This is a genomic window from Ideonella sp., assembly GCF_041914305.1.
Taxonomy (GTDB): domain Bacteria; phylum Pseudomonadota; class Gammaproteobacteria; order Burkholderiales; family Burkholderiaceae_C; genus Ideonella.
Window position 1 is genome coordinate 62,857 of record NZ_JAYSDQ010000016.1, and the last position, 23,368, is coordinate 86,224.

The following is a 23,368-nucleotide window of genomic DNA, read 5'->3' on the forward strand; positions in this document are numbered from 1 at the left end:
GTGCGTCTGACGCTGGTGTCCCCCAGCCGCGCTTGCGGCGGATCAATGCCCAACCGGGCTTCAGGGCGCAACTTACGGGCACCTACACCGATCAGGAGGGCCTGCAATGACCGACCGTCGAACCCTGTTGACGGCTGCCGCGGCAGCCTGGGCCGCGCCGCCCTTGGCGCAAGCACGGCCGGGCCGGCCGGTAACCACTGCGGGCTCGACCGAGCACTATCTGCCGGGCGGCACGCGCGGCATCCAGCGTGGCCAGTTCTCGTACACCGCGACGGACCGGATCGAGGGCTACGGCGTGATCCGCATCCCCGACGCCAAGCGCCTGTTCATGATCCCGCTCACCAGGGTCATCTTCGACGAGAGTGGCGGCGAGAAATTCGCGCTGCAGGGAGACGGCGTGCTCACCGTGTTGAAGGACGACCTGTACGAGCTGACCACCAACATGGACTGGCCTGCGCAGGCGCGCGGCTCGGGGCAGGACGGCTACGACGTCGACGTGCGCAAGCTGCAGATCCTGCGCGCCAGGGTGGGCGTGCTGCCGCCGGCCTACATCGAGGGCCAGGTCACCCCGGTGGGCGACTCGACCCAATACGACCGGCTGGCGATGCACGACACGCCCGGCGCGAGCGTGCCGCAGGCGGTGCGCACCAGCGTTCAATGGGAGCCCGGGACCATCGCGCCGGGAGCGATGGCCTATGCCGACGTGCCGTTGCCCAGCGGCAGTTTCGCCCCTGCGGTGGGCGACTTCGTCCGCGTCAGCCATACCAGCCTGACGGATGCCGCCCTCGGCGCGCAGAACATCGGCGTGCTGATCTACGCGCGCATCGTGGCCCCGGGCCTCGCGCGCGTGATCGTGGAGAACCGGTTCGGCACCCAGGCTGTCGCCATCCCGGCCGGCAGCATGAACCTGCTGGCCGAGTCGGCCGTCACGAGTGCCGGCAACAGCCAGGACGCATGGTGCTACCTCGGCTCGGGGCCGGTGATGCTGCTGGCGGGCGAGAAGCTTTTCATCGCCGTGCGCAGCAGCAGCCTCGGCGACTTCCTGCAGATCGCCAACAGCAGCTTTCTTCGCATCTCCAACGTGGTCCCCTGAGCGCGGCCACATGGGCCTCTGCCCAGGTCAGAATCCGGGCGGCACGCATCGCCAACCCAGGACACCGCATGTCGCCCCCCGATTTCAACCTGCTGGTCACGCTGGACGTGCTGCTGGCCGAAGGCAGCGTGGCCGGCGCTGCCCGGCGCCTGCGGCTCAGCCCCTCGGCGATGAGCCGCGCGCTGGCGCGCCTGCGCGAGACCACCGGCGACCCGCTGCTGGTGCGCGCCGGCCGCGAGCTGGTGCCCACGCCCCGCGCGCTCGAGCTGCGCGAGCGGGTCGGCCAACTGGTGCAGGACGCCGAAGCCGTGCTGCGCCCGGCGCAGGCGCTGAAGCTCGACCAGCTCGAGCGCACGTTCACGCTGCGCACGCGCGAAGGCTTCGTCGAGAACTTCGGGCCGGCCCTGATCGCCCGCGTCGGCGAGCAGGCGCCCGGCGTGCGGCTGTGCTTCGTGCCGAAGACCAACAAGGACAGCACCTCGCTGCGCGAGGGCACGGTCGATCTCGAGACCGGCGTCGTGGGCCAGGCGACGAGCCCCGAGGTGCGGGTGCAGGCGCTGTTCCGCGACCGGTTCGTCGGCGTCGTCCGCTCGGGCCACCCACTCGCCGAGGGTGACGTCACGCCGGCCCGTTATGCCGCGGGCCGGCACCTGGGCATCTCGCGGCGCGAGCTCGACAACGGGCCGATCGACGACGCCTTGAGGCCGCTCGGCCTCGAGCGCCGCATCGTCGCCATCGTCGGCGGGTTTTCGACCGCCCTGGCGCTCGCGCGCGCCTCTGACCTGATCGCCAGCGTACCCGAGCGCCACACCGGCAACCTGCGCGCCGGCATGCACAGCTTTGCGCTGCCGGTGGCGATGCCCGAGTTCACCGTCTCGATGCTCTGGCACCCGCGGCAAGAAGCCGACCCCGCCCACCGCTGGCTGCGCGGGCTGGTGCGCGAGGTGTGCCTGGCCCAGCTCGCGGACTAGGGCCTGTTCACACTACGCAAGCCCGATGCGTTGCCACCAGAACAAGGCGAGCGCAAGGCGCAAAACGAAGCCGGGGTGCGGCCTTGCAGGCCGCGACCTCGCGGCGCTCGGTCCCTTCACCAGGCAGGACCAGTCCTCAGGACTGCTCCTGTCCGGGTTCAGCCCCGGCGAGGCTTTGCAACGCCGCGGTCGGCTGTTCTGGTGGCAACCCTTCGGGAACGGGCCGTGCAGGGCGCATGGCGTCGTTGCCCACCTTGCCCAGGCACCAGCCTGGGCGGCGGCGGGCGCCTTGCCCTGCATCCCTGCACGACTCGTTCGCACGGGCTTGCGTAGTGTGAACAGGCCCCAATGGTTCAGTTGCATTGCAGTTCTCCAGTGGGTCGACAACAGGCCCGGCTGGGTGGCAATGCGATGCGACAAAGGCAGCTGCGAGCCACACGGACGAGCCTGCGGCGCGCCGATCGTGCTGACCAGGGCGCCTGAGGTTCGTCGTGGGTTCTCGCGCCCGGTTCGGGGCGTGGAGCAGAGCTCTCCGCGTGTGAGGAGAGGGGTCGGGCTTACCGAAAACCGACCCTGCCTTTTTCGACCGCGGCAGTGTAGCGGACAGGCGCGCGAAACAGCCGCTCAGCCCCTGTCGGCAGCGCCGTCGCCGTTGCCGTTGCCGCGCTCGTAGGCGCGGCGCCGATGCTGGCGCCCCGCCGCCTTGGCCAGGTAGCTCATCGCGTCGGCCCGCGCGACCAGGCCCTTCAAGCCGCCCTCGCCGGTCGCGTCGAGCGCCGAGCCCACGCTGGCGCCGACGGACAGGCGCAGCTCGCCGATCTTGAACGGCCGGGCCGCAGCGTCGCGGATCTTGCGCGCCACCGCGTCGACCTGGGCCATCTCGGTCACGCCGGCCAGCACGATGGCGAACTCGTCGCCACCCAGGCGGGCCACCGCATCGGTCGGCCGCACCAGGTGCTGCAGCCGGCTGGCGAACATCACCAGCACCTCGTCGCCGATCGCGTGGCCGTGGGTGTCGTTGACCGGCTTGAAGCGGTCGAGGTCGATGTAGAGCACGCCGGTGGTGGCGCCCTCGCCGGCTTCGATCTGGCGCGAGAGGCAGCCGTCGAAGCCGGCGCGGTTGAGCAGCCCGGTCAGGGGGTCGCGCTCGGCCAGCGCCAGCAGGCGCGAGCGCTCTTCGCGGTGGCGGGTGATGTCGTGCGCCACGCCGATGAAGCCGTCGACAGTGCCGTCTTCGAGCCGCAGCGGCAGGTAGGTCACGTTGACATGCCGGCCGACGCTGGCGCTGGGAAACTCTCTCTCGTAGGTGACTGTTTCGCCGGCCAGCGCGCGGGTCACCCACGGCCGGATGCGCTCGAACTCTTCGGCGCCCAGCACCTGCTCGATCGAATGGCCGACCACGTCGCCGCGGTCGCGGCTGCGCCAGCGCTCGAAGGCGCGGTTGACGAGGCGGTAGCGCATGTCCACGTCCCACACCCCCACCATCGCCGGGATCGCCTCGATCACCGCGTTGAGCGTCGCCGTCTGCCGCGCCAGGCTCTGGCGGGCGGCCATGTCGGCCGACACGTCGCGCATGATCCCCGAGTAGCGCGCCACGCGGCCGCGCACATCGCGATGCGCGATGACCATGTAGCTGACCGGCACGGCCCGGCGCTGGCCGTCCAGCACCGTGGCCTCGCCGACCCACACGCCGTTGCGCTTGACCGCCGGGATGATCTCGTTGTCGAAGCGGTCGTTGGTCTGCGGCGTGTTGAACTCGCTGAAGTGGTGCCCGTCGACAGGTTCGTCGGGCGCGAAGCCCAGCGTGCGCCGCACGGCCGGGTTCAGGTAGAGCACACGGCCGCGCCAGTCGGCCTGCACCACGAAGTCGGGCGTGTTGTCGAACACCTCGGTCAGGTCGCGCAGCGCCCGCTCCACGGCCTTGCGGTCGGTGATGTCCACGCCGATCGTGAAGATGCCGCGCACCTGGCCGTCGGGCGCGATGTCCGGGATCAGCTGGCTCTCGATGCAGCGCAGCCGGCCGTTCACATGGTCTTCGTATTCAAAGCGCTGCGCCTGCCCGGCCAGCGCCTGCTGCAACCGGCCCTCGACCACTTCGTCGTCGCTCTGGCCCCGTGTCAGCTCGCCGCGAGTGCGGCCCAGGATCGCCTCCTCCGACAGGCCAAAGCGCAGCACGTGGGCCCGGTTGACGAACTGGAAGCGCTGGTCCGGCCCGAAATAGGCGATGCGCACCGGCACGTTGTCGGCGATCTTGCGGATGAACTGCTCGCGCGCTTCGAGGCGTTGCTCCAGCTCGCGGCGCTGGGTCACGTCGCGCCCGACCAGGTGCAGCATCCGGGCCTCGCCGGGCATGTCGTGCGCGCGGTGCACCCAGGCCACCCAGATCGGCTTCGCACCGGGCACCAGCATGCGGTGCTCGCCCGACATCGTCAGCCCGCTGCGCGACACCGCCGACAGTTGATGGCGCACCGCGTCGCGCTCGGCCGGGTCGATGAAGTCGTAGAGGTTGCGGCCGGTCAGGTCGGTGGTGCCCAGGCCCAGCGCGCGGCCGAAGGCGGGGTTGGCGTAGCCGAGCGTGCCGTCGGCATAGGCCAGCGCGATCATCTCCTGCTGCTCTTCGACGATCGTGCGATGCCGCTGTTCGCTGGCGGCCAGCTCGTCTTCATAGCGGTTGCGGGCCACCAGCAGCGTCATGATCTGGATGCCCGCCAGCACGGCCGCGGCCACCAGCGCGCCGACGATCCAGGTGGCCAGGCGGCGGCTCGCGGCGGTGGCCGCCCGGACGCGGTCGCTGGCGTCGTCTCGCTCGGCGCGCAATGCACGCATCGTCGCCTGCAACCCGTCTTGCAGCGACTCGGTGGTGGCCTGCACCACGGGGCTGCGCACCATGTCCAGCGCCGCCTCGCGCTGGCCGGCCTCGAACAGCCGCACCGTGTCGGCAAACTCGGCCAACTTGGTGGCGGCAAGCCGGCGGATGGTGCGCGCGGGCTCGGCCAGTGCCGGCAGCGTCTGGTCGAGCGAATCCAGCTCTTTGAGCAGCGGCGGCAACTGCACGCCGGCCTCGCGGTAGGGCGCCAGGTCGTGGGGGTCGCTGGTCAGCAGGTAGCCGCGCTGGCTCGATTCGGCGTAGGCAAAGGTGACCAGCGCCGTTTGCAGCTGGCGCAGGCGCAGGTTCAGCTCGGCCTGGCGCTCGGTCTCGTTGAGCACCGTTTCGGCCTGGCGGGCAAACAGCACGGCCCCGGCCACCAGTGCCGCCAACGACAGCACCAGCAAGGCAGCAGTGGCCCGCAGCTTTGCGCTCAGCTGCCGGCGGCGGGCCTGGCTCTGTGCATTCACTCCTCGGCGCCCCAAGGTGGTCGGTCGTGCCGTGGGCTCCCTTGTCCGATGTCAGTCTAGATCGATCGCCCGCGCAGGTGGCAAGGCGTGATGCAACCGCTCGTACGCACTTTCCCGCCCCCGTGGCGCCGCCACCAACTGCGACATTTGCCGCACTTCACGCAGCGTGCCCGCCGGATCCCCCAAAGTGGGGGGTAAACGTCTTTCTTTTCCGGACGATAGCCGGCGCTATACAAGTCAACAGGGAGTGGTAGCAGGCCTTTCCCAAAAGGGCCGGCCTGCGCTGCGCGTCATGAACGAAACCGTCGAAGTCAACCACCACTACCTGGACCGGGTGGTCGCGCTGTCCGAAGACAGCGGCGTTGAGGCCAGCGAAGACATCATGGCCGGCAACGGCATGAAGCTGCTGGCCAAAGGCGCCCGCATCGACGCACGCGCCAAGCAGCGCCTGCTCGAATACAAGCTCAGCAAACCGCTGGAAAGCATGATGCGGGTCGTCGAAGGCGTGGGCTCGCGCAAGATCGACCGCGTGGCCGAGGCGCTGCTCGAGCGCCACCCGCTGCTGTCGCGCCTGTGCGGCGCCGCCACCGGCAAGCTGCTGAGCACCTCGCTGCGCGACCTGATCCTCACCTCGCAGGTCGATTCACTGCTCAGCGTCTACGCCGCGCAGAGCCCGGCCAAGCTGGAGCATGCGGTGGGCATCGCGCTGATCGGTGCGGCGATGGCCAACCAGATCTCCGGCGGCCCGCCGATGGACCTGATGCTCTTGGCCGGCCTGCTGCACGACGTGGGCGAGGTCTACATCGACCCGGCCATCCTGACCCCCGGCGCCAAGCTGACGCCGCAGCAATGGAAGCACGTGGCAGCCCACCCCATCGTGGGCGCCCGCGTGCTGAAAGACATGCCCGGCGCCGGCATCAAGGTGGCCAGCGCGGTGCTGCACCACCACGAGCGGCTCGACGGCTTCGGCTACCCCGGCGGCCTGCGCAGCGACGCCCTGCCGCTGCCGGGCCAGGTGCTGGCGATGGCCGAGATGCTGATGGGCCTGATGGAGGGCGGCAACCACCACGCCGAGCGCGCGGCGGTGGCGGTCAAGCTCATCCCGGGGGAATTCAACCGCGCGTTGCTCGACAAGGTGGCCACCGCCGCCCACGCCGAGAGCAAGGGCCGGCCGGCGCACGACGACCCGGTGCTGGCCGCCTCGGTGCAAGAGCTGGCCGAGCGCGTGACCGCGGTCTACGGCGCGTTGCAGCGCTTTCGCCAGCACCGCGAGCTGATCGTCAGCAAGATACCGGCGGCCAGCGCCCCGCTGAAGAGCCTGCTGGAGCATGCGGTAGAGCGCTGCCAGCGCATCAGCCTGGCGTTTTCGAGCACCGGCCTGGACAGCCACCAGCCCGACGCACTGGGCGCGCAGCTGGCCGAGCTGGACGCCAACGTGCGGCTGGAAGTCTCCATCGTGCTGCGCGAGCTGCAATGGCGGCTGCGCGAGGTCAAGCGCGAGGTGACGCTGCGCTCGGCCCAGCTCTCGCCGGCCGACGCGGCGGTGGTGCAGCAACTGGTCGAGAAGACGGGCGCCTGACCCGCCCCTCGGCCCGGCCGCGGGTTCAGGGCGCCTCGCCGACGACGATGCCCCGCCCGTTGGTGCCGACATAGACCCGGCCGAACACGCGCGGGTCGCCGGTCAGCGCATCGCCGAAATTGCCGTACTGGTGTTCGCCGTCGTTGATGCGTTGCCAGGTGGCGCCCGCATCCACCGAGCGGAACAGGCCGCGCACGCCACCGATCTTGGCCACGGCATACAGCGCCACGTAGTCGGCCCCGGGCGCTGCTTTGCCGAACCCGATGTTGTCGGCCTCCGGCACCCCCTTCACCTTGCTGAAGCTGGCGCCGCCGTCGGTCGAGTGCCACAAGCCGTAGGGGCCTGCCGCTTCGCTGCCGCCGGCCAGCCAGATGTCGCCTTCACGCCCCGGCACGGCTTTGAATTTCACGTGGTCGACCGTCGGCAGGTTGGTCGCCGCCGTGGCCGAGAACGAGGCGCCGCCGTTGGTGCTGGCGTAGAAGCGCCCGCCGGCGAAGGCGTAGAACCTGGCGGGGTTCACCCGGTCGGACCGCACCTGGGCGCCCGCCGGCACGCCTGACGACACCGCCCACGAGCTGCCCCGGCTGATCGAATAGACCACCGGTGCGCTGCCGGATGGGCTCCATACGAAGGTGCCGGCGTCCGCCGCCACGGCGATCACGCCCGCGCCGGCGCCGCCGGATGGCTCCTGGCCCTGGTACCAGTTGTGGCCGCCATCGGCCGACACGCCGATGCGGTTGACGTTGGGGTTGGCGCTCTTGTCGATCTGCCCCACGCGGGCCATCACCTCGGGCTTCAGCTCGGCAAAGTCGATGCTGCTGTTGCCGCTGAGGTTGGGCGTGATGTGCATCATCGCCGGCACCTTCTGCAGGTCGTCGTGCCGGAAGCCGGCCACGTCGTACATGGCCGAGAACAGCGGTGCGCCAACCGGCGGGCTCACCAGGTCCAGCACCGCGGTTTCTTCCAGGCCCTTGACCATCGGCTTGATGGTGATCTGCCCGCCCTGCTGGTCCCAGTCGAGCAGGTTGTTGCTGCCGTAGAGCGTGGCCCCGGTGCCATACATGAAGCGGTTGGCATTGAAGGGGTCGATCTCGACCGCCTGGGTCATCCAGCCCAGCTTGGGCGACACCTCGGGCGGCTGCGGGTTGGCGCCGAAGCTCAGCCACGGCACGGCGCTGATGTCCATCGTGTAGCGAAAGCTGCGGTTCGGGTAGCTCGTGAACTCCCACGCGCGCGTCCAGGTGGCGCCGCCGTCGGTGCTGCGAAAGAACTGGGCGTCGGGCCACCACGAGATCTGCGTGGCCACCATCAGCACCTTCGGGTTCTGCCGGTCGACCGTGAGGCCGCTGTAGCCGAAGTAGGCGTCGGGGCTCGACGACGGGATCGGGCTGATCTGCGTCCACGCGCCACTGGCCAGGTCGAGCTTCCAGACATCGCCCTTCGACCCGTCGTAAGGCCCGCCGGTGTCGCTGGTCGCGATGTAGAGAAAACCGTTCACCGGCTCCAGCACGCCCTTCTGCGGCAGGTAGCCCACCGGCTGGTTGGCCACGCGTTCCCAGGTGGCGCCGGCGTCTTTGGAGCGGTAGATGCCGTTCTGCTTGTCGGCCACGCCAACGTAGATCACGCGAGACGATTGGCCGGGGCTGCTGCTGCGCGGGTCGAAGGCGACCCACAACACGCCCTGGTTGTCCGATTGGTAGCCCGAGCTGTCGTTGGGGTCGGCCACATAGTTGCCGGGGTTGGGAAACGACGTGACCTGCGCCCAGGTGGCGCCGCGGTCCACGCTGCGCCACAAGCCCTTGCCGCTGGGGGCACCGAAGTACAGCACCTTGGCGTGGTTCGGGTCCACCGCCAGCCGCTCACCCATGCCGCGGCCCGGCATGTTGCCGCCCAGCTTGAAGGGCAGCTTGGTGGTCTGCCAGGTGCGCCCTTGATCGGCCGAACGCAGGATGGCGCCGTTGTTCGGGTCCCAGCTGTTGGTGTACATGCCCACGGCCGCGTAGACACGGTTCGCATCGCTCGGATCGGCCACCACGCTGACCACACCGTTGAAGCCCCAGTTCTTCCACCCCACCCAGTCCAGCAGCGGCTTCCAGCTCTGGGTCGACTCGCTCCACCGGTACATGCCGCCGATGTCGGTGCGCGCGTAGATCAGGTCCTTCTGGGCTCGGCTGAACACGATGCCCGAGATGAACCCACCGCCGCGGATGGACACGTTCTTCCACGAGTAGGTCGCCGCCAGCGGAGTCTCACCTGCATCGGCGTTAGACGCCGCCGCGCTCGCCGCCTGCGCCGACACCGCCAGCAAAGCGGCAAACATCAATACTCGTACTTTTGGTCGCAGCGTCATGGGGTTCTGCAGGTTGATGACAGTGGCCGAGGTTGTATCTCGCGTTCATATAGTCATACAAGTTGCAGAACGCATGTGGCGTAACAACCAGTCAGTGGGGTGGTCGCGGCGGCTTGCGACGCATCAACCCTGCCCGCGTACAGCGGGGGTAGCTTTGCACGCCGCGCAGGTGCCATCTCGGCGCCTGGGGTTACCGAAACGAAAGGCTCGTCATGCCCGCACATCGCACGTCACTTCGACTTCAGGACGCTCGTTCCGGCGTTGGTGCACAAGGCCTGCGACGGCGAGAGTTGTTGGGCTTGTTCGGTGCCGTTGCCGCGGGCATGGCCGCCGGTGACGCCGGGGCCGCAACTGCAGTGCACGGATGGCAATACCGCGTGCTTCATTCCTTCGGCGATCCCACCGATCATCGAGGCGGCGGTGCATCCCCCAGCGGCGATCTGCTCATGACCGACGCAGGCGGCATCTACGGCAGTTGCAGTGCCGGCGGTCGGTTTGCGGGCGGCACGATCTATTCGGTGAACCCGGGCGGAGGGATCAGTTGCCTGCATTCTTTCGCGGAGGGCGACGTGCAGGGTTGGCGCCCGATGGGCCGCCTAACCTTGGGAACGGATGGCGCCGTGTATGGCGTGACCGGCCTGGGTGGCGAGTCGTCAGGCGGTGTCGTCTTCCGTTTCGGCCTGGACGGTGCCTATGACCGGCTGACCTCCTTCAGCTCGAACAACGGCGGCAATCCGAGAACGGGGTTGGTCCTCGCGACGGATGGCAACTTCTATGGCACGACATTCCTGGGAGGCACCGAAAACGGCGGAACGATCTACCGGATGACGCCGCAAGGTGAGTTGACGACGATCCACTCGTTCACCCGCAAAGAGGGGCAAATGCCGGCGGCGGCGTTGATTCAAGGCACCGACGGCAACCTGTATGGCACAACGGGTTCCTACGGGGTCAACCGATACGGTGCGGCATTTCAATGCACCCTCGATGGACACCTGAAGGTGCTCCATTCATTCGCGGGGATCGAAGGAGGGTATCCATTGGGCCCGCTGGTGGAAGGGCCCGACCAGCAGTTCTACGGCACGACACAGAGCGGCGGCGACTGTTGGCTGGGCAGCGCTTTTCGAGTGGGTGCTGACGGCGCGTTCAAGTCGCTGCACTCCTTCTGCGCCGAGTCTCGTGTCGGCGTGTATCCCAACGACGGTCTGTCCGTGGGCGACGATGGCCTGCTCTACGGCACCACCGAGTCGGCGGTCTTCAGCATGTCCTTGAATGGCAGGCCCCGCGTACTGCGGGCCGGCCTGCCGAACAGCAAGGGGGCGCTTTTGCAGGCCGACCCCGACACCTGGCTGGGCGTTGCGCCGACGGGCGGCAAGTTCGACAAGGGCCTTCTGTACGAACTTCGCCGCAAGGCATGACCGGCCGCCGGGCTCAAAGCCACGCCTTGGGGCGCCAGGCCGCCGCCCACCGCTTGCGCGGGCAAGGTCAACAATCGTCAGCCCATGACGATCGACAGCCGTCGAGAGGCTTCCCATGCGATCGGGGCATGGCTACGCTCTGCGCCTTGCAGCGACCCGTGCCACGGCCTTTCTCAAGAAGGGACGGCCCTCTCCCGTGGCCTGCCTCGGCACGCTGACTGACGGCCAGACACCGCCGGCCAGGCGATGCGTTTCACTGTCTACCACCAGGAGAAACCGATGCGAACCCTGCCCCGTCTTTCGATCTGCCTGTCGGTGCTGGCATTGGCGCTCGCGGCCAGCCCCGCTTGGGCCGCCAAACGGGTCAGCACCGACCCGTTCACCAACACAGACAGCCAGCATGCCACCGAGGTCGAGCCCGACACGTTCGCCTTCGGCTCGACGGTGGTGGGGGCGTTTCAGACCGGTCGGTTCTTCGACGGCGGGTCTTCCGACATCGGCTTTGCCACCTCGCAAGACCGCGGCAAGACCTGGGTTCACGGCTTCCTGCCTTCGATCACCGTCAACAGCACGCCGGCCGGGCCGTACGACCGGGTGTCCGACCCTTCGGTGGCCTACGACGCGAAGCACGGTGCGTGGCTGATCCTTTCGCTGCCCCTCAACGGCGGCTCCGGGAAGGCCGTGGTGGTCAGCCGCTCGACCGACGGTGGCCTGAACTGGAGCGCCCCGGTGACCGTCTCCACGACCACCGGCTTCTACGACAAGACCTGGATCGCCTGCGATAACACCAAGACGAGCCCCCACTACGGCCACTGCTACGCCACCTGGGACGACGCCAACGCCGGCGACCTGCTGTTGACCAGCACCTCGACCGACGGCGGCCTAAGCTGGGGCGCCAAGAAGACCACCGCCAACAATGCGGCGGGCCTGGGCGGCCAGCCGCTGGCCCAGCCCAACGGTGATGTCGTCGTTCCCGTGCTCAGCGCGTTCGCCGACCGGATCCTGGCCTACAAGTCGACCAACGGCGGCACGTCCTGGCGCTCGTCAACGACCGTGGCCACGATCAGCGACCATGGCGTCGCTGGCAACCTGCGCACCGAGCCGCTGCCTTCGGCCGAGGTCGACGCTGCCGGCAAGGTCTATGTCGTGTGGCACGACTGCCGCTTCCGGTCCGGCTGCGCTTCGAACGACATCGTGATGAGCACATCGACCAACGGCACCACCTGGACGTCGCCGGTACGCATCCCGATCGATCCGACCTCGAGCACGGTGGACCATTTCATCCCGGGCTTGGCGGTGGACCGCAACAGTTCGGGCAGCACCGCTCGCCTTGCGCTGACCTACTACTTCTACCCCAGCGCCAACTGCACGCAGAGCACCTGCAAGCTGTCGGTGGGGTTCGTGTCCTCTGTCGACGGCGGAACAAGCTGGAGCGCAGCACAGACCCTGGCTGGCCCCATGACCATGTCCGACCTGGCTGACACGAGCCAGGGCCTCATGGTGGGCGACTACATCTCGACCTCGTTCGCCGGCGCGAAGGCGGTACCGATCTTTGCGATCGCCAAAGCCAAGAGCGGCTCGGCCTTCGACGAAGCCATGTATGCCAGCAAGCTGTTGGTAACGGCCCTGCAGCCCCGCCCGCTGCGGGTGACTGACGAGCCAGTGCTCTCGCTGCAGGGCGACAGGGTCCGGCGTTCGCACCCGCTCGTCACCCCATAAACCTTTCGGTTGACCTGTCGCGCCTGACGCCGGCCAGTGAACGGCTGGCGTCAGTCCGGCGCCTTGCAGCGCGCGTAAACCACCGTGTCGCGCGGCAGCCCGCCGATGTTCGGCCGCCAGGTCGCCATGCGCAGCACACCCTCGCGCTGCAGGCCCAGCTTCTCCAGCAGGCGTGCCGAGCGGTGGTTGTCAATGTCGGTGGTGGCCCAGATGCGCAGGATCGACGGCTGGCGCTCGAGCCAGCTGATGAGCAAGGCGCCGGCTTCGATGGCCACGCCGCGGCCCCAGGCGGAACGAGCGAGGAAGTAGCCGAAGTCGGCGGCATGACCTTTGACCCGGCAGGCGATGCAGCCCAGCACCGGGCCGCCGGCGCGGCCTTCGATGACCCAGTGGTACTCGGCACCGCTGGCCCAGCGGCCGGCGCAGCCTTCGAGGTAGGCGCGGGCGTCGGCCACCGAGCGGTGGGCGGGCCAGTCCATGTAGCGCATCACCTCGGCATCGTTCGCGGCGTCGAACACCGCCTGGGCATCGGCGGGGGTGGATCGCCGCAGGCGCAGCTGGGCGCCAACGATGGACTCGGGGATTTTCGGCAGCATGGCAGGCGTTGGGTCGGGCAGCGCGCGATTTTCGCAGCGCCGCCCTGCCCCTCGTCCGGCGCCCCGTCAGTCGGCCAACCGCGGCAGCGTCTGCACCGTGGTCGGCAGTGCCGTCTTCAGCTTGACCGCGCCAGACGGGTCGGTGATCCGCAGCGTGCCGCCGGTGGTGTCGGTGTTGAAGCGAATCAGCGCCGTGTCGCCATTGGCCAGCACGATGCGCGCGCCGGTCTTGCCGGTCGCGTCTGACCGCACCGCGCTGCTGAACGCATGGTCGGCCCCCAGCACGTTCAGGAACGAAGTGCTGTCGCCGGTGCCATCGGCCACGTCGATGCGCCGGCCGGCGTTCATGTCGGAATCGACCTTGGGCCAGTACAGCACCTTCGAGGTCAACCCCGCCGGCGCGAGCCGCACCACGTCGAGCTGGTGGCCGCCGTTGGTCATCGTCAGCTGGTCGCCGTTGATGGTGGGCTTTTGCGGCAGGTTCAGCGTCCACACGCGCCGGATGCCCGTGCCGCTGGTCTGCACGCGGTCGAAGACGACGAAGGTCGACGGCTTGATGAACAGGAACTCGCGCTCGACCTTCACCACCGAGGCCTTGCCGGCGTACATCGGCGTCACGCGGGCCAGGCCGTAGGCGTATTCGGGCTTGTTGGCCAGCGCGAGCATCTTGCAGCTCGCGTTGTAGCCTTGTGCCACCTCTTTGCCGTCTTTCTCGATGCGCACCAGGTTGTGCGGTGCCTCGTACTGCGCCAGGCCCGAGTGGGTGTCGATGTTCTCGTCGAAGGCCAGCCAGCTGCCCTGGTACATCACGAAGCTGCCCTGGTCCTGGTGGGCGTGGCTTTCGGTGTAGGGGCCGCAGATCAGGTTGGCGTAGGCGCCGGTCTTGGCCCAGGCCGAGCGCATGCTGAATTGCCCCGTGCCGCTGCCCCAGTGCGCCGGGTACAGGCGGCTCAGCGGCTGCCCGGTGAAGCCCGACTGGTCGTAGACATAGTCGACCCAGAACTGAAAGCCGTTCTCCATCTTCGGCACCGAAGACTGGGCCAGCAGCGTCTTCGACAGCCCGGTCATCGGGTCGGCCGGGTACAGGTGCGACAGCGTCTCGAGGTACTGGCGGTGGTAGTCGAAGAACGCCGCCGTCGACTCGCGCGCGTGGTCACCGGTGGGCGCCAGGCGGTCCAGCGTGGGCACGATGTCGTGCATGAACTTGTCGAACGAGGCCAGCGTGTGCGGCGTCAGGTCGACAATGCGGTCGGTGGTCGACTTCTCCCACAGGTAGTAAAGGTCGAACAGCTCGCGCATTGCCGTGCCGTAACCCGTGCCTTCGCGCGAGCCGCCGCCGGTGAGGTCGCGGTTGAAGGTCGGCACCAGCTGGTTCTGGATCTTCTCGATGCGGAACTTGTCGATCCACTGCGGCGCCAGGCTGTTCTCGTCGTGCGAGGCCAGGCCTAGCAGCATGGTGGCACGCAGGAACGAGTAGTAGTAGTTGTTCGACGGGTTGTCGATCGACCAGCCCGACCACGGGTACTTGGTGTTGCCCCACTGTGCCTGCTCGGGGTTCCACACGTTCCACACCGCCTGGTTGGCGTAGGTGACCCAGCGGCTGCGCTGGGCGCTGGTCATCTGGGCGCGGCACCAGTCGTAGACCATCGAGACATTGCCGATCGTCGGGCCGACGTAGAGGTAGCTGTCGCCCGCCACCGTGGCGCGCTGGTTCTGGTTGATCAGCGCTTCTTCCGACTTGACGAAATCGTCGGTCAGGCCGACGGCGTAGTCGCAATACGCTGCCTTGCCGGTCACCTGGTACATCAGCGCCGCGTGCCAGCCGGCGAACTCATAGTAGTCGGCGCCGTCCATCTGCGCGTCGACATAGTTCTTGAACCGGGTGGCAGCGGGGCTGCCGCTGCTCATCGAGGTTTTGAGCCGGTTCAAGGTGGCCGCGTCGGGCACCAGGATGCGCGGTGTGCCCAGCGGGGTGATGACGATGCTCGCCTGCGCTGCCGGCCCAAAGACGGCCAGCGCCGCCACGGCGGCGGCCATGGCAACGCGCCGGGGCGCGAACGAGAAGTGGATCGAAGAGGCCATGCGGGTGTCTCCTTTTTGTAGGGATCGTGGCCCGAATGTTGGGTGCGCGTATCTCCGTTGTCAGCATCTCTTGCGAGGTGTTTCCGCGGGTGCAAACGGTCACGCGTTGGTCGCAGGGTCTGTGAGTTAGGGGGATGATGGGCGGCCGCGATACATCGTGTCACGACGCTGCGCTGCCGCCAAGCCGTTGCCCTGCGCGCATGCCAGACAGCTTCGCCGCGTGACGCCGGACCTCGCTGGCCGCCAGCGGCCCGCCGTGGCCCATATGAAAGCGTTGCGCACCCGCGTCGACCAGGCGCCGCAGCTCCACCGCCACGGCGCGTGGGTCGTCTTCGAACGGCGGCCGTATCGCGCGCCCCTTGCGCACCAGCCCGCCCAGCAGAATGCCCGAGGCGATCAGGTCGCCGACCAGCGCGTCGCCGCCATCGAGATCCAGCGAGATCGAGCCCGAGGTGTGGCCCGGCGTGTGCAGGGCCCGGCCGGCGATACCGAATGGGCGCAGGTCCACCGGCTCTGCATCGCTCGGCAGCAGGTCAGGGGTGAACGGCGCATAGGGTTCGAGGATCAGGCCGGTGCGCATGAACAGCCGGCCGAACCAGCCCGTTTCGCAAAAGCCCATCGGCCGCCGTTGCTCGAAATAGTCGCGGTCGGCCGCATGGCCGAGGATGGGGGCACCCGACAGCTCGCGCAGACGCGCGGCACTGCCCGCGTGGTCGACGTGCGCGTGCGTGACGACGATCAGGCGCAGGTCGGCCCATGTGCGGCCGAACGATCGCAAGGCGCGCTCGATCTTGTGCTCCGACCCGGGCAACCCGGTGTCGACGACGATGCAGCCCGCCGGGCCGACGATCAAATGGCAGTTGACCATGCCGAACGGCAGGATCGGCACGCGAACGATGGTGGGAAAAGACATGATGACTCCACGGGCGGCACAACGGTGCGCGGGTGCAGACTCTGCACCGGCCGGGCAAAATGCACCGGTGGCGATATCGCCATTCTTCAGGTCGATATGGCCAACGCACCCGGTTCAACTGCCGCCAGCCCTTTTCGCATCGCCGTGCTGGCTTACGACGGCTGCCTGGGCCTGCAGGTCTTTGGGCTCGTTGACCTCTTGCGGATGGCGGCAGACGTCGGGCGCAGCCTCGGGCACCCGCCGCGGCGCGCGCTCGCCGTGGAGATCTGTTCGGTGGGCGGCGGCCCGGTCACGCTGGCCGGCGGCGCCACGATAGCGACACGCCGATTGCGCGGCCGGCCACACCTGCTGGTGGTCCCGGGCTTCGACCCGAGCGGCGCAGCCGAGCCGGCGCTTTGCCTGCCGCAGCGCGCCCGCGAGGCCCGCGCGATCCAGCGCGTGTTTGCCGGCGGTGCGGCGGTGGCGTCGATCTGCACCGGTGCCTTCTTGCTCGGAAGCGCGGGCCTGCTCGATGGCCGAGCGGTCACCACATCCTGGATGTTCGGTGGTCACCTCGCGCGTGCGTTCCCGGCGGCCGTCGTGCGCACCGACGCCCTGTTGCTCGAGGACAGCGGCGTCACCACCACCGGTGCGGTCAGCGCCGCGCTCGATCTCGCCGTGCAGCTGATCAAGCAGCATTTCGGCGCCGCCGTGGCATCGGCCACCGCCAACGTCTCGCTGCTGCCGGGCGTTCGCAGCGATCAGCGCCCTTTTGTCGACGCGCGGCTGTCGGCTGCGCAGACCGGCAGCTTCGCCGCGCGTGTGAGCGACTGGTTCGGCGGCCGGTTGGGCGAGCGCTACGAGCTGGCCCGTGTGGCAGCCGCGTTCAAGGTCAGCCCGCGCACGTTGATGCGCCGGGTCAAGGCCGAATCGGGCCAGTCGCCGCTGGCGCTGCTGCAGCAGCTGCGCGTCGAAGAGGCCAAGCGGCTGTTGGCGGGGTCTGGCGCGAGCATCGAGCGCGTGACCGAGGCCGTGGGGTATGCCGACCCGGTCACGTTTGCCAGGCTGTTTGCGCGCGTCGTGGGCGAAAGCCCGGCGCGGTACCGCCGGCGCATGGGTTTGGCCCCCACGTGACTTGAATCAAGTGGCAGCGGCGCCGGTGCGGCTTCAATCGGGTGGGCTCGCCACTTTCGTTCGACGCGGCGTATCAGGCAGCCGCCTGCCGGCTCTGTGGGGCCGAGCGCCTGCCCCGTGAAGGCGATCTCGAGGGGTATCGGCCGTCTGCCCTGACGGGCCGATGCGTGCGTAGCGGCTGGCTGAGCCAAGCCGCGTCCACCGAGGAGACGAACCGATGACCACCATCCCACGACGCTCGCTGGCCCCGCTGGGCCCGCTGGCGCTTTTGGCCGCGCTGACGGCCTCGCCAGCGGTGCTGGCCGCCCCTGGCGCCATGAGCCTGGACGAGCGCATCGCCTGCCAAGCGGCGGTCGAGCAGGTGTATTGGCGGCATCGCACAACCTCGGGTGACGCGCAGCCGCGGCTGCCGTTCGAGCAGGCGGTGCCGCCGGCCGTGCTGCGCCGAAAGGCCGAAGACACCGTGCGCAAGACCGCGGCGCTGCGCCAGTGGTGGCACACCGAGGTCGGCGCCGACCAGTTGCAGGCCGAGCTGGACCGGATGGCCGCGTCGAGCCAGTCGCCCCAGGTGCTGGCCGAGCTGTTCGCCGCCGTGGGCAACGACCCGCGCCTGGCCGCCGAGTGCATCGCCCGGCCGCTGCTGGTGGACCGGTTGATCCAGTCGTACTTCGCGGCAGACGACCGCATCCACGCGGCCGTGCGGCGGCAAGCCCGCCGTGAGATGGCCACGGGCCAGCCGGGCTCGGCCGAGCGGCGCGAGATGGTGCTGGTGCACGACCGCGCCGCCGCCCTGGCCACGCCCGGCGCGCTGCTGCTGTCGCCCGAGGCCTTCGACGAGCGCGTGAGGGCGCTGCGCCGCAGCGAAGGCGGGCGCGATGGCGCACCGGTGCTGGGCCGGTTCGGGCCGCTGCGCGAAGACAGCCGCCGCGTCTATGCACTGTCGATCGACCGGCTCGACGCCGAGCGCGTGCAGCTGCGCAGCGTGGCCTGGCCCAAGCCCGATTTCGAGCGCTGGTGGGCCGGCCTGCGGCGCAGCCTGCCGACCCAGCTGGCGGTGCCCGCAGCGGCCTATCGCCTGCCGGCCCTGGCGCCCAACGCCAACTGCCGCGACGACAGCTGGAAACCCACGCTCGCCGGGCTGGACGGGCGCTACGAGCACAGCGCCGTCTGGACCGGCCACGAGATGATCGTCTGGGGCGGAATGGAGGCGGTGGGCTTCGTCTACAACGACGGCAGCCGCTACAACCCCGCCACCGACACCTGGTCGCCGGTCAGCAACGTGGGCGCGCCAGGCCCACGCCACGCCCACGCCGCGGTGTGGACCGGCAGCGAGATGCTGGTCTTCGGTGGTGACGGCACATCCACCGGCGGCCGCTACGACCCGGTCACCGACACCTGGCGCGCCACGGCCACCACCGGCGCCCCCATTGGCCAGCAGTGGGCGGCCTCGGTCTGGACCGGCAAGGAGTTCATCGTCTGGGGCGGCATCCTCGGCTCGCCCGTGGACACCGGTGGCCGCTACAACCCCAAGACCGACCGCTGGCAGGCCCTGCCGCCGGCCCCGCTGGCGGCGCGCGCCTACATGCCCGGCGTGTGGACCGGCAGCGAGATGGTCATCTGGTCGGGCTACGACGTGACGCGCGGCGAGCTGTTTCGCGATGGCGCGCGCTTCAACCCCAAGACCAACAGCTGGGCACCGATGGCCACCGCCGGCGCGCCGCAAGCCACTTACTGGAACACCCTCGTCTGGACCGGCCAGCAGGTGGTGGCCTGGGGCGGCGTGATGGGTGACGGCGGCAATGGCCGCTACAACCCGGCCACCGACAGCTGGTCGACCGTGTCCACCACCGGCGCGCCGCCGTGGCGCTACCAGCACAACGCGGTCTGGACGGGCAGTGAAATGTTGGTCCATGGCGGCTGGCCCTCCAAAGGCGCCGGCGGCCGCTACAACCCGGCCACCAACACCTGGGCCTTGATGAGCACCTTGAACGGCCCGACCACCGGCCAGGCCAGCACGATGGTCTGGACCGGCAGCGAGGCGCTGCTGTGGGGCGGCCTCGACGAAGACTTCGCCTTCCACGGCGACGGCGCGCGCTACAGCCCCACCAACGACCAGTGGCGACCGATGAGCACGATGAACGTGCCCGCGGCACGCGCCATGCACTCGGCCGAATGGACCGGTGCCGAGATGGTGCTGTGGGGCGGCTACGGCTACACGCTCACCGACACCGGCGCCCGCTTCGACCCCGCCACCAACAGCTGGTCGCCGATCAGCACCGTGGGCCAGCCGGCGCCCCGGGCCAGTGCGACCTCGGTCTGGACCGGGCAAGAGATCATCTTCTGGGGCGCCGGCCCCGGCGACCCGTTCACGCCCGATTCGGGTGGCCGCTACAACCCGGCCACCGACAGCTGGAAACCCGTGTCGCAGAAGAACGCGCCACTGGTCACCTACGGCCACAGCGCAGTGTGGACCGGCAGCGAGATGATCACCTTCGGCGGCATCAGCTCGAACGAAGGCGCCAAGCGCTACAGCCCAGCCGCCAACAAGTGGACCAACGCCACCCTGGTCAACGACCCCGGCCACCGCGACCACCACGGCGCGGTGTGGACGGGCAGCGAGATGATCGTCTGGGGCGGCTCGATCGACAGCGGCCAGATCGGCCCGCGTGGTGGCCGCTACAACCCCGTCACCAACACCTGGGTGCAGATCAACGCATCGGCCGGCCAGCCCGAGGCGCGCATGTGGCCGGTGGCCGTGTGGACCGGCACCGAGGCGGTCTTCTGGGGCGGCTACGACCAGCTCTATGGCCGCTACTTCAACGACGGCGGCCGCTACAACCCCACGACCGGCCAATGGAGCGCCACCTCGCTGAACGGCGCGCCCACGCCGCGCGTGGCCCAAGGCGTGTGGACCGGGTCTGAGCTGGTGGTCTGGGGCGGCGACAACTATCCCACCGGCGGCCGCTACCACCTGGCGAGTGACCAGTGGTCACCCACCAGCACGCTGCGCGCGCCCACGCCCTTGTGGGGCGGCCGCTGGAGCACCGTGTGGACGGGCACGCAGATGATCGTCTGGGGCGGCTTCGGCCCAACGCAGAAAGGCGGGCTGTACTGCTTGTCCGGCCAGTCCAACCTGGCGCCGCTGGCGGTGGCCGACGCTTTCGGCACCCGCGCCGGCAAACGCCTGGTCGTGGCGGCTGACGCGGGCGTGCTGGCCAACGACAGCGACGGCAACGGCGACCCGCTCAGCGCACGCCTGGTCAGCGGCCCGGCGCACGGCAGCCTGCAGCTCAACGCCAATGGCTCGTTCAGCTACCAACCTGCGTCGGGTTATGTCGGGCCAGACAGCTTCAGCTATGTCGCCAACGACGACCTGCTGGACAGTGCCGCGGCAACGGTGAAGATCAAGGTGCGTTGACGGCGAGCGCGCGGCCAGCCCGCGCGCTCAGCGCTCGGCGCGCTTCTGCTCACGCAGCATGAACAGGTACAGCCCTTCGACCTTCTCGCGCGCCCAGGGCGTTCGGCGCAAGAACTTGAGGCTCGACCCGATGCTGGGGTCGATGGCGAAACAGCGCACCGGCACGCGCTCGGCCAGGCCGAGCCAGCCGTAGGCGGCAACGAGGGCTTCGAGCATCGCGTCCAGCCGCACGCCGTGCAACGGGTTGCGCGGCTGGTGGGCAGGTGCGCCGGATGGTGGGGCGGGCGGGGAGACCGGCGTGTCAGGCATGCCCGATTGTCGGCCACCCACCTCGCCTCACGTTGCCGTGGGCCCGGTGAGCCCGCGGTGCATCACCCCTCGATCTGCATCGCCGGCCGCGCCTGCACCTTGGTCAGCCAGGCCTGCACATGCGGGTGCTTGGCCACCGGCGCGCCGATGTAGACGCTGTAGCCGATGACCGAGCCGACGAGCAGGTCGGCCATCGAATACTCGGCGCCGAGCATCCACGGCTGTGCGGCGAGCCGCGCGTCGAGCAGGCCCAGCAAGCCGTCGAGCGCCTCGCGCGCGGCGTCGGCATGCGCGGCGCTGCGCAGGCGCTCTTCGCCCATCGTCGAGAACTGCAGGCGCACGATCGCCGTCCCGTAGGTCACATAGGCCCAGGTGCACCACGACATCGCCTGCAGCCGCTCGGGCGTGCCGGCCGCGGGCCACAGGCCGCGCTCGACGCCGTATTGCTCGCCCAGCCACAGCTGGATCGCCAGTGCCTCGAACATCGGCGCGCCATCGACCGTCAGGGTCGGCACCTTGCCGTTCGGGTTGAGCGCCAGGTATTCGGGCCGGCGCTGCTCGCCAGCCTTGATGTCGACCTTGATGCGCTGGTGCGGCACATCGAGCTCGGCCAGCGCGGCGGCAATCGGCGAAGCGCTCGACATCGGGTGCCAGTAGAGAACGATGGACTTCGGTGCTGCGGACATGGGTCTCTCCTTTGATGGGTTGAGGTCGGGTGTTGACGACGGATCCACTGTAGGCAGCATTGCGGACAGATTCGGCCCTCGATAGCAGCTAGAGTCGGGCGCCATGTTGACCTCGTCTTCGCGCCTGCTGCGCCTGCTCTCGCTGCTGCAAACCCGCCGCCACTGGGCCGGCGCCGAGCTGGCCGAGCGGCTGCAGATCCACGCCCGCACCTTGCGGCGCGACATCGATCGCCTGCGTGAACTCGGCTACCCGATCGAGGCCAGCAGCGGCGTGGCCGGCGGTTATGCATTCAGGCCCGGCCAGGCGCTTCCGCCGCTGCTGCTGGACGACGACGAAGCCCTCGCCGTCGCGATCGCGCTGCGCACCGCCGCCTCGGGCATGGTCGGCGGCATCGAAGAGACCGCCCTGCGCGCCGTCGTGAAGCTCGAGCAGGTGATGCCCGCGCGCCTGCGCCAACGCGCCGACGCGCTGCGCACGGCGATCGTGCCGCTCCACAGCGTCGGCCCGGTGGTCGACGCGGCACTGCTCGCGGCGCTGGCCGGCGCCTGCCGCGACCAGCTGCGCGCGCGCTTCACCTACACCGACATCCGGGGCACTGAAAGCGAGCGCACGGTCGAGCCGCACGGTGTCGTCCACACCGGCAGCCGCTGGTACCTCGTCGCGTGGGACCCGGCCCGCGACGACTGGCGCACCTTTCGCATCGATCGCATCGCCGGCACCGCCAAGATCAGCGGCCACTTCGCGCCGCGCCCCGGGCCCGAAGGCGGGGACCTGCAGGCCTTCGTGTCGCGCTCACTGGCCGTGTCGCCCTACCCCGAGCGCGCGCGCATCGTGCTGCACGCGCCGCGCGACGCGATGGCCCGGCGCATCCCGCCCGCGTATGGCCTGCTCGAAGCGGTCGACGCCGACCGCTGCCTGCTCCAATGCGGCGCCCACGCGCTCGACCAACTCGCCTACTGGCTGCTCGCGCTCAATGTCGACTTCGAGGTGCTGGAGCCGGCGGCGCTGAAGGAGCGGTTGATTGCGGCGGGCGAGCGGGTGGCGCGCAGCGTTGGCACAGTGTCGACTTCGGCGCGGGCGCATCCCCCCGCCCCAATGGCCGGCAAGGGCGAGGAGTGCATCAATTAAAATGATGCATTCATTCTTGCATCTCGTCGAGCCGATCGCTAATATTGCTGCATGGCGATTGATGCACAAGACTTGCATGTTGGAGATTTGCTCCACCTGAAGAGCGGCTACCCCTTTCGCGGCTCCATTGAGGAATCGGCCGACGGCGAGGCATTGGCACTCCAGATGAAAGATGTCGACCCCGAGCTTGGGGTCGACTGGGCAGGTGTCACGCGGACATCGCTTGCCGGCCGCAAGCACCCTGACTGGCTCAGAGCCGGTGACGTTCTGTTCGTCTCCAAAGGCGCCCGCTTCTACGCCGTCTGCATCGACGAGCCGCCCAGCCCGGCCGTATGCAGCCCTCACTTCTTTCTTCTCCGGGTGGCTCCGCACGCGCCGTTGCTACCTGCCTTCCTGGCATGGCAGATGAACCAGCCCCCGTTCCAGCGTCAACTTCAGCAAGCAGCCGAGGGCAGCAGCCAGCTCAGCATCCGGCGCCCGGTTCTGGAGTCGCTCACGCTGAGCGTGCCGTCTCTGGCCGACCAGCAACGCATCGTCACGTTGGCCGAACTCGCGCGCCGGGAACGCCTCACCCTCAAACAGCTTATTCACAACCGTGAGCAGCAGCTTCAGTCGCTCGCTGAAGGCCTGGCTCAGTCAGCCCAGGCCTCGCTCTGAAC

The 23,368-nt window shown here is 69.2% G+C and carries 16 protein-coding genes; 9 read left to right on the forward strand and 7 right to left on the reverse strand.

Annotated features, from left to right (window positions below):
* The first annotated feature begins 106 nt into the window (after positions 1–106).
* The gene (locus tag ACE3SG_RS20370) at positions 107–1,093 is read left to right on the forward strand and encodes a hypothetical protein (protein ID WP_374568026.1); all 987 of its coding nucleotides are present in this window, start codon (positions 107–109) and stop codon (positions 1,091–1,093) included.
* Between the two features lie 68 nt (positions 1,094–1,161).
* Positions 1,162–2,064: a LysR family transcriptional regulator gene (locus ACE3SG_RS20375; protein WP_374568027.1), complete on the forward strand. Its 903-nt coding sequence runs from the start codon at positions 1,162–1,164 to the stop codon at positions 2,062–2,064.
* Positions 2,065–2,688: 624 nt separating this feature from the next.
* Here the strand turns inward: ACE3SG_RS20375 and ACE3SG_RS20380 are convergent.
* The gene (locus ACE3SG_RS20380; protein WP_374568028.1) at positions 2,689–5,400 is read right to left on the reverse strand and encodes a PAS domain-containing protein; all 2,712 of its coding nucleotides are present in this window, start codon (positions 5,398–5,400) and stop codon (positions 2,689–2,691) included.
* 292 nt (positions 5,401–5,692) lie between these two features.
* Here ACE3SG_RS20380 and ACE3SG_RS20385 point away from each other — a divergent pair, with 292 nt between their 5' ends.
* Entirely contained in the window at positions 5,693–6,979 is a 1,287-nt protein-coding gene (locus ACE3SG_RS20385) for an HD-GYP domain-containing protein (protein ID WP_374568029.1), read from the forward strand.
* Positions 6,980–7,004: 25 nt separating this feature from the next.
* On the opposite strand, the gene ACE3SG_RS20390 is transcribed toward ACE3SG_RS20385, so the two are convergent.
* Positions 7,005–9,299: a WD40/YVTN/BNR-like repeat-containing protein gene (locus ACE3SG_RS20390; protein ID WP_374568030.1), complete on the reverse strand. Its 2,295-nt coding sequence runs from the start codon at positions 9,297–9,299 to the stop codon at positions 7,005–7,007.
* Between the two features lie 353 nt (positions 9,300–9,652).
* On the opposite strand from ACE3SG_RS20390, the gene ACE3SG_RS20395 reads away from it, so the two are divergent.
* Positions 9,653–10,744, forward strand: a complete 1,092-nt coding sequence (locus ACE3SG_RS20395) for a choice-of-anchor tandem repeat GloVer-containing protein (protein WP_374568031.1) — start codon at positions 9,653–9,655, stop codon at positions 10,742–10,744.
* Positions 10,745–11,023: 279 nt separating this feature from the next.
* Positions 11,024–12,463: a sialidase family protein gene (locus ACE3SG_RS20400; protein WP_374568032.1), complete on the forward strand. Its 1,440-nt coding sequence runs from the start codon at positions 11,024–11,026 to the stop codon at positions 12,461–12,463.
* A 50-nt stretch (positions 12,464–12,513) separates the two neighbouring features.
* On the opposite strand, the gene ACE3SG_RS20405 is transcribed toward ACE3SG_RS20400, so the two are convergent.
* The 3 genes from ACE3SG_RS20405 to ACE3SG_RS20415 all read right to left on the reverse strand — a co-directional run bounded on the left by ACE3SG_RS20405 (position 12,514) and on the right by ACE3SG_RS20415 (position 16,054).
* Positions 12,514–13,059 (reverse strand): GNAT family N-acetyltransferase, encoded by a 546-nt coding sequence (locus tag ACE3SG_RS20405; protein WP_374568033.1) that lies wholly within the window; start codon positions 13,057–13,059, stop codon positions 12,514–12,516.
* Positions 13,060–13,125: 66 nt separating this feature from the next.
* Positions 13,126–15,141: a hypothetical protein gene (locus tag ACE3SG_RS20410; RefSeq protein WP_374568034.1), complete on the reverse strand. Its 2,016-nt coding sequence runs from the start codon at positions 15,139–15,141 to the stop codon at positions 13,126–13,128.
* Positions 15,142–15,301: 160 nt separating this feature from the next.
* A complete protein-coding gene (locus ACE3SG_RS20415) occupies positions 15,302–16,054 on the reverse strand; it encodes an MBL fold metallo-hydrolase (RefSeq protein ID WP_374568035.1) in 753 nt (250 codons plus the stop codon).
* On the opposite strand from ACE3SG_RS20415, the gene ACE3SG_RS20420 reads away from it, so the two are divergent.
* Together ACE3SG_RS20420 and ACE3SG_RS20425 are read left to right on the forward strand one after the other, a co-directional pair.
* Positions 15,995–17,167 (forward strand): GlxA family transcriptional regulator, encoded by a 1,173-nt coding sequence (locus tag ACE3SG_RS20420; RefSeq protein ID WP_374568036.1) that lies wholly within the window; start codon positions 15,995–15,997, stop codon positions 17,165–17,167. The genes ACE3SG_RS20415 and ACE3SG_RS20420 overlap by 60 nt on opposite strands.
* Before the next feature lie 217 nt (positions 17,168–17,384).
* On the forward strand, positions 17,385–20,585 hold the full coding sequence (locus ACE3SG_RS20425; protein ID WP_374568037.1) for an Ig-like domain-containing protein: 3,201 nt from the start codon (positions 17,385–17,387) through the stop codon (positions 20,583–20,585).
* A gap of 27 nt (positions 20,586–20,612) precedes the next feature.
* Here ACE3SG_RS20425 and ACE3SG_RS20430 read toward each other — a convergent pair whose 3' ends face one another.
* Both ACE3SG_RS20430 and ACE3SG_RS20435 read right to left on the reverse strand, forming a co-directional pair.
* Entirely contained in the window at positions 20,613–20,894 is a 282-nt protein-coding gene (locus tag ACE3SG_RS20430) for a VF530 family DNA-binding protein (protein ID WP_374568038.1), read from the reverse strand.
* A gap of 62 nt (positions 20,895–20,956) precedes the next feature.
* Entirely contained in the window at positions 20,957–21,580 is a 624-nt protein-coding gene (locus ACE3SG_RS20435; protein WP_374568039.1) for a glutathione S-transferase family protein, read from the reverse strand.
* Between the two features lie 103 nt (positions 21,581–21,683).
* Here ACE3SG_RS20435 and ACE3SG_RS20440 point away from each other — a divergent pair, with 103 nt between their 5' ends.
* Positions 21,684–22,709 carry a helix-turn-helix transcriptional regulator gene (locus ACE3SG_RS20440; RefSeq protein ID WP_374568040.1) on the forward strand — a complete coding sequence of 342 codons (1,026 nt, stop codon included), beginning with the start codon at positions 21,684–21,686 and terminating at the stop codon, positions 22,707–22,709.
* Positions 22,710–22,760: 51 nt separating this feature from the next.
* Positions 22,761–23,366 carry a restriction endonuclease subunit S gene (locus tag ACE3SG_RS20445; RefSeq protein ID WP_374568041.1) on the forward strand — a complete coding sequence of 202 codons (606 nt, stop codon included), beginning with the start codon at positions 22,761–22,763 and terminating at the stop codon, positions 23,364–23,366.
* The last annotated feature ends 2 nt before the right edge of the window (positions 23,367–23,368 follow it).

Bases quoted from the DNA above. Each gene is read 5' to 3' on its own strand.
- ACE3SG_RS20420 (WP_374568036.1), top strand. From the start codon at position 15,995: ATGGCAGTTGACCATGCCGAACGGCAGGATCGGCACGCGAACGATGGT.
- ACE3SG_RS20390 (WP_374568030.1), bottom strand. From the start codon at position 9,299: ATGTTTGCCGCTTTGCTGGCGGTGTCGGCGCAGGCGGCGAGCGCGGCG.
- ACE3SG_RS20385 (WP_374568029.1), top strand. From the start codon at position 5,693: ATGAACGAAACCGTCGAAGTCAACCACCACTACCTGGACCGGGTGGTC.
- ACE3SG_RS20400 (WP_374568032.1), top strand. From the start codon at position 11,024: ATGCGAACCCTGCCCCGTCTTTCGATCTGCCTGTCGGTGCTGGCATTG.
- ACE3SG_RS20440 (WP_374568040.1), top strand. From the start codon at position 21,684: ATGTTGACCTCGTCTTCGCGCCTGCTGCGCCTGCTCTCGCTGCTGCAA.
- ACE3SG_RS20410 (WP_374568034.1), bottom strand. From the start codon at position 15,141: ATGGCCTCTTCGATCCACTTCTCGTTCGCGCCCCGGCGCGTTGCCATG.
- ACE3SG_RS20375 (WP_374568027.1), top strand. From the start codon at position 1,162: ATGTCGCCCCCCGATTTCAACCTGCTGGTCACGCTGGACGTGCTGCTG.
- ACE3SG_RS20370 (WP_374568026.1), top strand. From the start codon at position 107: ATGACCGACCGTCGAACCCTGTTGACGGCTGCCGCGGCAGCCTGGGCC.
- ACE3SG_RS20430 (WP_374568038.1), bottom strand. From the start codon at position 20,894: ATGCCTGACACGCCGGTCTCCCCGCCCGCCCCACCATCCGGCGCACCT.
- ACE3SG_RS20425 (WP_374568037.1), top strand. From the start codon at position 17,385: ATGACCACCATCCCACGACGCTCGCTGGCCCCGCTGGGCCCGCTGGCG.
- ACE3SG_RS20405 (WP_374568033.1), bottom strand. From the start codon at position 13,059: ATGCTGCCGAAAATCCCCGAGTCCATCGTTGGCGCCCAGCTGCGCCTG.
- ACE3SG_RS20415 (WP_374568035.1), bottom strand. From the start codon at position 16,054: ATGTCTTTTCCCACCATCGTTCGCGTGCCGATCCTGCCGTTCGGCATG.
- ACE3SG_RS20445 (WP_374568041.1), top strand. From the start codon at position 22,761: ATGGCGATTGATGCACAAGACTTGCATGTTGGAGATTTGCTCCACCTG.
- ACE3SG_RS20435 (WP_374568039.1), bottom strand. From the start codon at position 21,580: ATGTCCGCAGCACCGAAGTCCATCGTTCTCTACTGGCACCCGATGTCG.
- ACE3SG_RS20395 (WP_374568031.1), top strand. From the start codon at position 9,653: ATGGCCGCCGGTGACGCCGGGGCCGCAACTGCAGTGCACGGATGGCAA.